Here is a 12666-nt window from a genome sequence, read left to right as displayed (position 1 = left end):
GACACGCGTTCTGGGAGGTTTCGTGCGCACCTGGCTCCGGTCGTGCTTCGCCGCCGTCACCGTCAGCGCCACGCTGGTCGCGACCGGGCTGCCGGCCGCCGCCTGCGGGGAGGACGACAAACCCGCGGTCCCGGCCGCGCGCACCTTGGGCGTCCCGGGGGCGATCAAGAACGTCAAGGCCGTCGGCAGCGTGCCGGACGCCGCGGGCGCCATCTCGGTCAACTTCCTCGACTACGGCCGCCGCGACGTCATGGTCGTGTCCGGCGAGTTCGGGCTCAAGGTCTACGACCTGACGAAGAACCCGGCCGCGCCGAAGCTGGTCGGGCAGGTCAGCCTGCCGGGGCTGTGGGAGACCGAGGACACCGAGGTCGACCAGAACCGCAAGCTGGTGTTCCTGTCCCGCGACCCGCGCGCGTTCGGCGGCACGACGCACACCGGCGAGTCCGGCATCTACGTCGTCGACGTCTCGAAGCCCGAGGCCCCGGCGATCCTCAGCTACACGAAGGTCCCGGCCGGCCACACGACCAGCTGCGTCGACGGCTGCCGCTACCTGTGGACCGGCGGCCCGGCGAAGGCCGACGACCAGCCCGCCGACTGGGGCGGGCGCCCGATCTGGGTCACCGACGTGCGCGACCCGCGGCACCCGAAGGTCAACCCGCAGCCCATCGAGCTGGCCCGCAACGACGGCAAGACCGACTACGTCCACGACGTCCAGGTGGACGAGGACGGCGTGGCCTGGGTGTCCGGTCGCGGCGGCGTGCGCGGGTACTGGACGTCCGGCGTCCACCGCGACCCGGTCGCGGGGAAGATCCGCCGCGCGACGGCGCACGAGCCGATCCCGTACGCCGGTGGCGGCATCGCCGAGACGGCGGCGCCCTCGCGCTTCATGCACAACAGCTTCCACCCGGCGGGCCACCGCATCGGCGACGGCGCGTGGCGCGGCCAGGACCTGATCTACGCGACGGAGGAGAACTTCGTCGACGGCTGCGCGGGCGACGGCGTCCTGACGATCTCGTCGCTGGCGGGTTCGTACCACGGCGAGGGGTGGCGTTCGACGCCTTCGCAGCCGTTCCGGTTGCAGAGCGTGGGCACGTGGAGCGTCAACGGCCAGGAGGGCAGCGACCCGGCCTCGGACGACTGTTCGGCGCACTACTTCGACGTCCGCGGCAAGGTGTTGGTGCAGTCGTTCTACTCGCAGGGCACGCGCTTCCTGGACGTGAGCGACCCGACGAACCCGCGTCAGATCGCGTACTACCGCCCGGGTGACGCGAGCGCGTGGGCGCCTTACTGGCACGGGAAGTACGTTTACGTGGCTGATAACGCGCGGGGCATCGACATCCTGCAGCTCACGAAGTAGCGGTCGGGCACCAGAAGCGCAGGCGCCCGGCCGAGCTGACGTCGGCGAAAGCGCCGCCGTTGCGCTCGATCACGCGGCGCGAGGCGTGGTTGTCCGGGGCGCAGGTCAGCAGGGCCCGCTCGATGCCCGCGCCACGCGCCGCGCTCAGGACGGCCCGCAGCAGTGCGGTGGCGTGCCCGCGGCCGCGGGCCGTGGGGCGGATGTCGTAGCCGATGTGGCCGCCGAACTCGGTCAGCTCTTCGGTGAGCCGCAGGTTGAGCCGGGCCCGGCCGAGGAAGTGCGCGCCGGCGACCCACCAGTACTCGCGGCGCGTCGGCGCGACGGCTTCGGCTGCCCAGCGCCGGAACTCCGCCGGGTCGGCCAGGACCTCCGGGCGGAGGTCGGTGTGCAGACCCTCGTCGTGGTACTCGCGCAGGGCGTCGAGGAACGACGCGTGACAGCACGCGCCGGGGACGGCCAAGCGGGGTTCGGGCACCGCCCGACCATCGCGAATCGCGGCGGGGGGCGCAAAGCGATTTCCGGCTGATCCACCGGAGGCCGCCGCCGGGTTGACCCGGCGACGGCCTCCGGTGCGTCTTCAGCCGCGCAGCCAGACTGCCGTGTCCGTCGGCAGGGACTCCGTCACCGGGCCGCTGGCCAGGACGACCTCACCCGCGGGGAGGGGCACCGGCGCCGCCGAGAAGTTCAGCGCGAACGTGAACTCCGTCCCGATCCGGAACGCCAGCACGCCCTCGCCGAGCGACAGCCACTCCAGCGCGCCCGCCGGGAGGTCGCGCCGGAGCCGCAGGCCCGCTCGGTACAGCGACAGCATCGAGTCCGGATCCGCCGCTTCGGCTGCGGCCGTGTACGCCTTCCACTCCGCCGGCTGCGGCAGCCACGCGCCGCCGGAACCGAAGCCGAACGGGGGCTCGTCGCCCGACCAGGGGATCGGGACGCGGCAGCCGTCGCGGCCCGGGTCGGCGCCGTTCGTGCGGGCCCACACCGGGTCCTGCCTCAGCTCGTCGGCGATGTCCAGGATCTCCCACAGCCCCAGCTCTTCGCCCTGGTAGACGTACAGGCCGCCGGGCAGCGCCAGCGTCAGCAGCGCCGCCGCCCGCGCCCGCTGGGTACCGAGCGAGAGGTCCACCGGCAGCTCGTGCAGCCGGTTCGCGAAGCTGAATCCCGTGTCGCCCCGCCGGCCGTACCGCGTCACGTGCCGCGTGACGTCGTGGTTCGACAGCACCCACGCCGCCGGCGCGCCGACCTCGTCGTGCGCCCGCAGCGTCCGGTCGATGACGTCGCGGAAGCGCGCCGCGTCCCACGGGCAGACCAGGAAGTCGAAGTTGAACGCCGAGTGCAGCTCGTCGCGGCGCAGGTAGCGCGCTGCGCGGGACATGTCCGCCAGCCACATCTCGCCGACCAGCACGCGCTCGCCCGGGTAGCTGTCGACGATCTTGCGCCACGAGCGGTAGATCTCGTGCAGGCCCTCCTGGTCGGAGAACGGCGTCTCGTCGCCCTCTTCGACGTCCGGCAGGGCCGGGTCCTTCACCAGGCCGTCGGCGACGTCGATGCGGAAGCCGTCGACCCCGCGGTCGAACCAGAACCGCAGCACGTCCTCGAACTCCGTGCGGATCTCGGGGTTGTCCCAGTTGAAGTCGGGCTGGCGGGAGCTGTAGAGGTGCAGGTACCACTCGCCGTCGGGCACGCGCGTCCACGCGGACCCGCCGAAGCGCGATTTCCAGTTGTTCGGCGGTTCGCTGCCGTCCGGGCCGCGGCCGGGCCGGAACCAGAACCGTTGCCGCTCCGGCGATCCCGGGCCCGCGGCCAGCGCGGCCTGGAACCAGCGGTGCTCGTCGGAGCAGTGGTTGGGCACGATGTCGATGATCACCCGGATGTTCCGGGCGTGGGCCTCGGCGATCAGCTCCTCGGCCTCGGCGAGCGTGCCGAAGAGCGGTTCGATGTCGCGGAAGTCGGCGACGTCGTAGCCGCCGTCGTCCATGGGGGACGGGTACCACGGGGTGAACCAGATCGCGTCGATCCCCAGGTCGGCCAGGTGGTCCAGCCGGGCGCGGACGCCGGCGAGGTCGCCGACGCCGTCGCCGTTGCCGTCCGCGAAGCTGCGGATGTAGACCTGGTAGATCGCCGCGCTCCGCCACCAGCCGGTCTTGTCGGTCACGAAAGTGCCCCTCCTGTTTGTTGGGAAGGCCTCAGCCCTTGATGCTGCCGGCGGTCAGCCCGGCGAGGATCTGCCGCTGGAACGCCAGGAACAGCGCCACCATCGGCAGGCTGGCCAGCACCATCCCGGCGACGAGCACGTTGAGCGGCATGTCGATCGCCACCCGCTGCAGCATCACCGAGAGCGTCTGCTTTTCGGTGTCCGGGAACACCAGCAGCGGCCAGATGAAGTCCTTCCACGCGGTGACCACCGCGAGGATCGACACCACGGCCAGGATCGGCCGCGAGATCGGCAGGATGATCCGCCAGAGCGTGCGCACCGGCCCGGCGCCGTCGATGCGCGCGGCTTCGATGAGCTCGTCCGGGATCTGGTCGAAGAACCGCTTCAGCAGGTAGATGTTGAACGCGTTCGCCGCCGCCGGCAGCCAGACGGCGGTCGGCGAGTTGATCAGGTTGAGGTGCACCAGCGGCAGGTCCGTCACCGTCACGTACGTCGGGACGAGCAGGGCCGTCGCCGGCAGCATCAGCGTGGCCAGCATCAGCCCGAGCACGACGTTGCCGAACTTCGGCCGCAGTTTCGACAGCGCGAACGCGGCCGGGACGTCGATGGCCAGCTGCGCCAGCCACGCGCCGCCCGCGACGACGAGCGTGTTGAGGAAGTACTTGCCCAGGTTCAGCTGGCTCCACGCGTCGCCGAAGGTTTCCGGGTGCCACTCGTGCGGGACGAGCGTCGCCGGCGTCGCGGCCAGTTCCTGCGGTGACTTCAGCGCCCCGGTGACCGCCCAGTAGAGCGGGAACATGAAGGCCAGGATGAAGATCGCGAGCGTGCACGCGAAGACGACGCCGTAGACGACCTTGCCGCGCGGGCTGCGCAACGCGCTGGGCGAAACGAGGGTCCTCATGACTGGTCCGCCTTCCGCGTCAGCCGGACGTACCACGCCGAGAACACGCCGAGCGCCACGAACAGCAGCAGGCTCATCGCGCTCGCGGAGCCGAAGTCGTTGTAGACGAAGGCGTAGCGGTAGAGCAGCAGGAGCACGGTGACCGTCGAGTCGTCCGGTCCGCCGCCGGTCATCACGTACGGCTCGGTGAACACCTGCATGGTCGCGACGATCTGCAGCAGGAGCAGCACCAGCAGGACGAACCGCGTCTGCGGGAAAGTGACGTGCCGCAGGCGCTTCCACAGCCCGGCGCCGTCCAGCTCCGCGGCTTCGTAGAGCTCGCCGGGGATCGTGCCGAGCGCGGCCAGGTAGATCAGCGTGGTGCTGCCCATGTTGGCCCACGTCGAGACGAAGACCAGCGACAGCATCGCGGTGCTGCTCGAATCGAGCCACTGGCCGCCGGGCAGGCCGACCGCGCCGAGTGCGGAGTTGAACAGGCCGGGACCCGGGTCGTAGAACCACTTCCACATCAGCGCCGTCACGACCGGCGGCAGCATCACCGGCAGGTAGACGGCGAGCCGGAAGAACGCCTTCGCGTGCCGGATCTCGTTGAGCAGCACCGCGGTGAGGAACGGGACGGCGAACCCGAAGACCAGCGCGAGCCCGGTGAACAGCAGCGTGTTGCGCCAGGCGACGCCGAACAGCGGGTCTTCGAACAGGCGCCGGAAGTTGTCGAACCCGACCCACGTCGGCGCGTTGACGAAGTCGACCTGCTGGAAGCTCAGCAGCACCCCGCGGATGATCGGGTACCACGAGAACAGGGCGAACACCACGAGCGCGGCGCAGAGCAGGCCGTACGCGGTGAGGTTCTCCTTGAGCTTGCGCTTGAGCCGGGTCCGGCGGCGTTCTTCCGGGGAGGCGACCGGCCGCCTGGCCCGCGACGAAGCCGTCGCGGGCCAGGCGAGCAGGCTACTTGACCTGGGCGAGGACACTGTTGACCTTCGACGACGCGGACGACAGCTGCTGGTCGAGGTTCGCGTTCTGGTCGGTCAGCACGGCCTGCATCACGCTGTCGAGCGCGGCGTAGATCTGCTGCGCGTTGGGCGGTTCGATGCTGCCCTTGATCTTGCTGGTCGTGTCCACGTAGGACTGGTAGTTCTTCGCGGGAACGTTGGCGTACTTGGCCTTCAGGGCCAGCTGCTGCTCGCGGACCGAGCCCGTCCAGACGTCCGGGGTCGGCTCGGCGGGCAGGCCGACCGGCTGCTTGCCGTCCACGTACTGCTGGATGTGCTTCTCGAAGCGGTCCGGGTTGAGGTACTTCCACTGGATCCACTCGAGGCCGGCCTTGACCTTCTCCGGCGAGGCCTTCGGGTTGATCATGTAGCCTTCGCCGCCGAGAAGCGTGCCCTGGCCGCCGGGCATGCCGGCGACGCCGTAGTCCTCGTACTTGCCGTTGAACTGCTTGACCAGCACGGGAACGTTGTCCGGGGCGGCCATGTACATGCCGAGCTGGCCGGCGCCCATCATGCGCTGCACGTCGGTGGCTTCGAGGAGCTGCTTGGCGCCCATCGAGTTGTCGGTCCAGCGCATGTCGTGCAGGTACTGCAGAGCCTGCTTGCCCTTCTCGTTGTTGAAGTCGGCGACCCACTTGTCGCCGTCCTTGCGGGCGATGTCGCCGCCCATCGAGTACATCCAGCCGGTCATGTGCCAGCCGCCCTGGTTGTTCTTGCTGTAGTCGGCGTACCCGACGACGCCGTTGCCCAGCGCGGCGATCTTCTGCGCGTCGGCGCGGACCTCGTCCCAGGTCGCCGGCGGCTTGTCGGGGTCGAGCCCGGCCTTCTGGAACAGCGGGCGGCTGTAGAGCAGGCCCATCGTGTAGTTCATCGTCGGCAGGCCGTAGAGCTTGCCGTTCGCGTCGCGGAAGTTGTCCAGCAGCTCCGGCTTGATGTCGTTGACGTGCGGGACGCTCTTCACGGCTTCCGTGATGTCGGCGGCTTGGTGCCGCGCGATGATCTGGGCCGGGTCGGTGAAGTAGACGTAGTAGACGTCCTCGAGCTGCCCGCCCGCGAGCTTCGCGGAGAACGTCTTCGGGTCCATGAACCCCTCGTGGGGCTCGATCTGGATGTTCGGGTGGGACGCCTCGAACTCCTTGACGTCGGCGTCGAACACGCCGCGCTCGAACGGCTGGCTGGTCGGCGGCTGGCCGGTGACCGTGATCTTCACCTTGCCGCCGGTCTGGGCGGCGGTGTCACCGTCACCGCAGGCGGCCAGGCCCAGGGCCAGGCCGCCCGCGGCGAGCAGGCACAACGTGCGGCGGGACACGGATCGGGACCAGGGACTGCTCATCTCAAGCCTCTTCTCGGGGTCGCGACGGCTGTCACGTGATTGCGGTCACTCTAAAGTGTGAGAGCAGATCGACGCAATAAGACGACGAGAAGTTGCAAGTTACGAACAGGCTGCGGACGGCTGGCGAGCGCCAGTGCAAGACGAGCGACGGGTTTCGAACCCGTCACTCACCCCGGGCGTCCCGCGGGCGCGAAAAAGGGCGCGCCGACCGGAGTCGTCGCGCCCTCGGGGCCGGCGGTCAGGCGGTGCGGCGGGCGGTGGACCCCCGAACCACCAGCTCCGGCGCGAACAGCAGCTCCTCCGCCGCCACTTCACCGCCGTTGATCCGCTTCACCAGCAGCTCCACCACGGCCCGCCCCATGGCCTCGATCGGCTGCCGCGTGGTCGTCAGGGGCGGGTCCGTGCAGTTCATCAGCGCAGAGTCGTCGTAGCCGACCACCGAGATGTCCTCCGGCACCGACAGCCCCTGCCGGCGCGCCGCGCGGACCGCGCCCAGCGCCAGCAGGTCGCTCGCGCAGAGCACCGCCGTCGCGCCGCGGGGGTACAGCCGGGCCGCCGCCGCGTGGCCGCCCTCGATCGAGAACATCCCGTGCTCGACCAGCTCGTCCAGGACCGGCAACCCCAGCTTCGCCGCGTACGCCTGGAACGCCGCCAGCTTGCGCTGCGACGGCACGTGGTCCGACGGCCCGAGCACCAGCCCGATCTTCTCGTGCCCCAGCGAGCTCAGGTGCCCGACGACCTGCTCGACGGCGACCGCGTCGTCGCACGACACCTGGGGCAGCCCCAGGTGCTCGACCGCCGCGTTGATCAGCACCGTCGGCAGCCGCCGCTCGACGAGGTGGTGGTAGTGCGAGTGGACCGCGTCCGCCTGCGCGTACAGCCCGCCGGCGAAGACCACGCCGGACACCTGCTGCTGCAGGAGCAGCTCGACGTACTCCGCCTCGGACACCCCGCCCGCCGTCCGTGTGCACAGCACCGGCGTGAACCCCTGCTGCGCGAGGGCGTTGCCCATGATCTCGGCCAGCGCGGGGAAGATGGGGTTCTGCAGCTCCGGCAGCACCAGCCCGACCAGGCGGGCCCGCTCGCCGCGCAGCTGGGTGGGGCGCTCGTAGCCCATCACGTCCAGCGCGGTGAGCACGGCGGCCCGGGTGCTGGCCGACACCCCGGACCGGCCGTTGAGCACCCGGCTGACCGTGGCTTCACTGACCCCGACCTGGCGGGCGACTTCGGCAAGACGACGCGTCATGAGTGAAACTTTACAGCAACCGGGCGCAAAAGTATGACAAGCCCGTACCGGTCCAGTAGACCGGTACGGGCTCGTCGCCAGCCGAGCTACGAAGCCGCCACTTCGAACTCGGACACCTGGCCCGCGGGCCAGCCGGTGTTGCCGGTGAACGTCAGCCGGACGAAACGCTGCGACGTCGCCGTGAAAGACGCCGACGCCGTGTTGCCGGAAGCCGGGTCGAACGCGTAGCCGCGCGAACCCACCAGCGTCGTGTACGTCCCGCCGTCCGTGCTGCCGGAGATCGTCACCGTCTGCGTCCGCGCGCCCCACGCCGAGGACGGCGGCAGGCGCAGCGTCACCTTGTTGATCGACGCCGGCGCGCCCAGGTCCACCGTCAGCGTCTGCGGGAACGCGTTGTTCGCGCTCTCCCAGTACGTGTCGGCGTTGCCGTCGTTCGCGTTCGACGGCGGGAAGCCGCCCTGCGACGCCGACGCGCTGATCGCCTTGCCGCGCGCGAGGTTGCTGCCGGACGTCGGCGGCTGCGGCGGGCCCGAGTTCGGCGCCGGCCACGTCGAGCAGTCGCCCCAGGTCCCGGTCCAGCCGCTGTTGCCCGACCCGTTGAACGTCATCTTCGGGATCGACGTCGGGTACGGGCAGTTGTACGTCCCGGTCACGCCGACGCCGGACGCCGTCAGGTTGCTGATCGACACCGACCCCTGCGTCTGCGACTGCGCCACGAACGTCCCGACGCCCTGCACCGAGACGCCGTCGAGGGTGATGCCCTGGATCTGCTTGCCCGCGCCGTTGCCGTCGATGAACTGGATCGCCTCGTACGGGCTCTGGATCGCGGTGAACCCGGTGACGCGGATGGTGACGCCGGTGATCGCCTGGTCCCGCGCGTCGAACCACAGCGCGCCGACGCCGAACTGCCAGTTCGGGTCGAGCGCGCCGGCCCGCAGCGCCGTGTTGTTCGACAGCGTGACCGTGCCTGACAACGGCACCGAGTTGAACCGGTTCGCGACGAGGTAGCCGCCGCCGAGGGCGTTGGTGTCCTGGACGAGGTTGCCGCTCACCGTGTTGTTCGACCCGCCGTACAGCGCGATGCCGTTGGCCAGGTTCGGCTGCACGACGGTGTTGTTGACGAGCGAGTTGCCCGAGTCGGCCTGGCCGTTCGACCACAGCGCGAGCCCGTCGTCGCCGTTGTTGCGCAGGTAGTTGTTGCGCAACGTCGAGTTCGTGACGGCGCCGTCGAAGTTCACGCCGTCGGCCTGGGTGTCGAGGATGCGGTTGTTCTCGATGGTGAGGTTCGACGACGCGCCGTTCATCAGCCACAGGCCGCACTTCGTGTCCTGGATCCACAAGCCGCTGACGACCGACCCATTGCCGAGCACGCCGTGGAACGCGTTGTCCGGGCTGCCGTCGTTGCGCTCGGTCACGTCGCCGAACACCGCGAAGTCGTAGAGCTTGATGTTCCCGGACGCGCTGCCGTTGTTGAAGATGTTGTTGCCGTGCAGCACGGTGTACCACTGGCCCGCGCCGCGGACCGTCGTCTGGTCGATCTGCAGCGCCGACCCGATCTCGAACCGCCCGGACGGCACCCAGACCTCGCGACCCTGCGAGCGCGCCGCCGACAGCGCGTTCCGGAACGCCTGCGAGTCGTCCGAAGAGTCGTTCGGGGTGGCCCCGTAGTCGGTCACCGACAGGGAGTTGGCCGGTTGCGAACCCGCGCCGCCGACCTGCTCGAAGTCGGCGAGGTCGATGGTCGCCTGGCCGACGTCACCGGAGTCCGCGGCCACGCGGACCTTCGCGCCGGCCGACGCGTTCTGGCCGAACAGCAGCCGGGCGTCGTCGAAGAAGTGGTGCGTCTTGGCGCCGGGGATCCAGCCGGTGTCCACATAGGAATACCGGGACGTCACCGAGAGGCCGCTGCCGAGCTTGGTCCCGTTGACGTACACCGAAAGCCGCCCGGCCGAGCCGTCCGGCAGGTTGTAGTGGACGTTGATCGAGTTCGCCGCCGCGGGCAGCGTGAACTCGACGTACTGGCCGGTCGTGATGCGCACGGCCTGCCGCCCGGAGGCTTCCGAGGCGATCGAAGCCTGGGTGTAGTCGGGGCCGACGGCTGAGCCGTTCGTCGCCGAGCACTCGGCTTCGACGGTCCGGAACGGCACGCTCGCGCCGCCGGACGCGGTCGTCGGGCAGGTCGCGGCCGCGGCGGGCGCGCCGCCGGCCAGCACGGTCAGGCCGGACGCGGCGAGCGCGGCGGCGAGTAGAGCCGGGATGCGGGACATCGTCGTCACCTTTCTGGTCAGGAGGAATAGGCTTCGAGCTCGGACAGCTGCCCCGCGGGCCAGCCGGTGTTGCCGGTGAAGGTCAGCCGCAGGGTGCGCGCCGACGTCGCCGGGAACGTGACGGTCGCGGTGTTGCCGGTCGCCGGGTCGAACGTGTAGCCCGCGGCCGCTTTGACGCCGTCGACCGAGATCGTCTGGGTGCGCGTGCCCCACGCCGACGACGGCGGCAGCTTCAGCACCAGCCGCGAGACGGTCACCGTGCTGCCGAAGTCGACGGTGAACGTCTGCGGGAACGCGTTGTTCGCGCTCTCCCAGTACGAGTTCGCGTCCCCGTCGACCGCGTTGCCCGGCGGGAAGCCGCCCTGCGAGGCCGACGCGCTGACGTTCTTGTGCAGCGCGAGGTTCCCGGTCGGCGGGGTGGTCGTCGTGGTCGGCGGCGGCGGGGTGGTCGTGGTGCCGCCGTTGTCCGAGCCGTAGACGGGCGTCGGCCACGAGCCGCAGTACGTCGTCGTCCAGCCGGAGTTGCCGCCCTGGTCGGCGAGGCCGGCCATCGCGTCCGGTCCCATGCAGTTGTAGACACCCGCCCGGCCGACGCCGGTCGCGACGACGTTCTGCACCGACCCCGTCGGCTTGGCCTGGATCTGCCAGGCGAACGTGCCGGCCCCGCTGATCCGGACGTTCGTGAAGTGCACGTCCGTGGTGGCGCTGTCGATGAACTGGATGGCCTCGTAGTTGTTGTCCTGCAGGTCGAGGTCGCTGACGTCGACGCGGCCGGTGATCGCCGAGTCGCGGCCGTCGAACCACAGCGCGCCGACGCCGAACTGCCAGTTCGAGTCGAGCACGCCGGTGCGGATCGCGGTGTTGCGCGCGACCGTCGTGGTGCCCGAGAGCGGCACCGCGCTGAACCGGTTCGCGATGTGCAGGCCGCCGCCCTGGTCCTGGTTGTCGGCCACGACGTTGTCGGACACGGTGTTGTCGTGCCCGCCGTAGATCGCGATGTTGTTGGCGAGGATCGGCAGCAGCACGGTGTTGAAGGAGAACGTGTTGTTGTGGTCCGCGTCGTGCTCGGACCACATGGCCAGGCCGTCGTCACCGGTGTTGCGCAGGAAGTTGTTCGTGACCGTGACGTTGCTGATGCCCTGGTGCAGGTTCAGCCCGTCGGCCGTCTGGTCGAGGATCCGGTTGCCGGACACGGTGAGCCCGTCGAACGGCCCGTCGAGCCACAGCCCGACCTTCGTGTGCTGCAGCCACAGGTTCTGCACGACCGAGCCGCCGCCCAGCGCGCCGCCGATGGCGTTGGACTGGTCGCAGTCGACGCGGGCGTCGACCTGGCCGATGATCGCGAAGTCGTAGAGCTTCACCGCGCTGCTCGTCCCGGGTACCGCCGCGTTGCCGGGGTACGTCGACGTCCCGCAGCTCGCCGGTTCGCCCTTGCCGAAGATGCCGGCGCGTGGGCCGGTGAGCACCGAGTACCAGGGCCCGGCGCCGCGGATCGTCACCTGGTCGACCGTGATGTGGTGGCCGAGGGTGAAGGTGCCGGCCGGGATCCAGACTTCCTTGCCCTGGCTGCGTGCCGCGGCGACCGCCGAGTCGAACGCGGAAGCGTCGTCGCTCGTGTCGTTCGCGGTGGCGCCGTAGTCGGTGACGGACACCGAGTTCGCCGGGCGCGTGGCCGCCGCGCCGACCTGCTCGAAGTCGGCGAGGTCGATCGTCGCCGGCGTCACGTCGCCCGCGTCGACCTGCAGCTTGATCTTCGTGCCGGCCGGGTACGACGTGCCGAGCAGCGCGCGGGTCTCGTCGTAGAAGTGGTGCGCGTGCCCGTCACCCGGGTTGTTGGTGAACGGGTACGAGCCGTAGTACCAGGCCCACTTCGACGTCAGCGCGATGTCCCGGTTGTGGGCGCCGCCGACGTAGAGCGAGATCGTCCCGTTCACGGAATCCGGGACGCTGTAGCGGAAGTCGATCGAGTTCGCCGGCGCGGTGAGCGTGAACTCGACGTACTGGCCCTGGCCGGACAGCGTCACGGCTTTGCGGCCGGACGCCTCGCCGGCGAGCGTGCCCGCGGCGCGGTTCGGGCCGATCACCGACCCGTTCGTCGCGGCGGTTTCGGCTTCCTGTTCGACGAAGGGCACGCTTGCACCGCGACCGGCGGCGAGCGCCGAATTCCCCGCGGGGGCGGCGGCGATGGTGAGCCCGGCGGCGGCGAGCACGGCCGCGGCCAATGCTCCATAACGGATTTTGGGCGCGTTGAACACAGAGCTGGGAGACATGGACGGCACTGGCCTTTCCGCAGCAGGTGGGGACCTCTGTGATCCGGATCATACGAATCGTGGACAGGAAATCGCAATAGTTGGACGAACTTACGCAAGTTTGCGACAGGAATTGACGACTGCGCCGGATGCCCGACGTTCGGTT

Annotated in this window: 9 protein-coding genes; 1 reads left to right on the top strand and 8 read right to left on the bottom strand. The window is 70.1% G+C overall.

The genetic code is table 11. From position 1 onward, the window contains the following. Window positions 1-22 precede the first annotated feature (22 nt). Window positions 23-1357 (top strand): LVIVD repeat-containing protein, encoded by a 1335-nt coding sequence (locus ACIRSS_RS46655; RefSeq protein WP_400907876.1) that lies wholly within the window; start codon window positions 23-25, stop codon window positions 1355-1357. Here ACIRSS_RS46655 and ACIRSS_RS46650 read toward each other — a convergent pair. From ACIRSS_RS46650 to ACIRSS_RS46615, 8 genes are all read right to left on the bottom strand, one after another. After that, on the bottom strand, window positions 1347-1832 hold the full coding sequence (locus tag ACIRSS_RS46650; protein WP_400907874.1) for a GNAT family N-acetyltransferase: 486 nt from the start codon (window positions 1830-1832) through the stop codon (window positions 1347-1349). The genes ACIRSS_RS46655 and ACIRSS_RS46650 overlap by 11 nt on opposite strands. A 102-nt stretch (window positions 1833-1934) precedes the next feature. Further along, window positions 1935-3512, bottom strand: coding sequence for a glycoside hydrolase family 13 protein (locus ACIRSS_RS46645; RefSeq protein WP_400907871.1), 1578 nt, complete (start codon window positions 3510-3512; stop codon window positions 1935-1937). 31 nt (window positions 3513-3543) lie between these two features. Beyond that, entirely contained in the window at window positions 3544-4413 is an 870-nt protein-coding gene (locus ACIRSS_RS46640; RefSeq protein ID WP_400907868.1) for a carbohydrate ABC transporter permease, read from the bottom strand. Further along, window positions 4410-5384, bottom strand: coding sequence for a carbohydrate ABC transporter permease (locus ACIRSS_RS46635; protein WP_400907865.1), 975 nt, complete (start codon window positions 5382-5384; stop codon window positions 4410-4412). The genes ACIRSS_RS46640 and ACIRSS_RS46635 overlap by 4 nt, the downstream gene beginning before the upstream one ends. After that, on the bottom strand, window positions 5362-6738 hold the full coding sequence (locus tag ACIRSS_RS46630; protein WP_400907863.1) for an ABC transporter substrate-binding protein: 1377 nt from the start codon (window positions 6736-6738) through the stop codon (window positions 5362-5364). The genes ACIRSS_RS46635 and ACIRSS_RS46630 overlap by 23 nt, the downstream gene beginning before the upstream one ends. Before the next feature lie 238 nt (window positions 6739-6976). Then, window positions 6977-7984, bottom strand: a complete 1008-nt coding sequence (locus ACIRSS_RS46625; RefSeq protein ID WP_086856081.1) for a LacI family DNA-binding transcriptional regulator — start codon at window positions 7982-7984, stop codon at window positions 6977-6979. A gap of 86 nt (window positions 7985-8070) precedes the next feature. Beyond that, window positions 8071-10251 carry a discoidin domain-containing protein gene (locus tag ACIRSS_RS46620; RefSeq protein WP_400907860.1) on the bottom strand — a complete coding sequence of 727 codons (2181 nt, stop codon included), beginning with the start codon at window positions 10249-10251 and terminating at the stop codon, window positions 8071-8073. 17 nt (window positions 10252-10268) lie between these two features. Further along, entirely contained in the window at window positions 10269-12521 is a 2253-nt protein-coding gene (locus tag ACIRSS_RS46615) for a discoidin domain-containing protein (RefSeq protein ID WP_400907857.1), read from the bottom strand. Window positions 12522-12666: the final 145 nt, after the last annotated feature.

Origin of the sequence: Amycolatopsis sp. NPDC101161, from assembly GCF_044768185.1 — a bacterium.
Taxonomy (GTDB): domain Bacteria; phylum Actinomycetota; class Actinomycetes; order Mycobacteriales; family Pseudonocardiaceae; genus Amycolatopsis.
The sequence above is the reverse complement of the archived record's forward strand: the minus strand, read 5'-3'. Positions and strand labels throughout refer to the sequence as shown.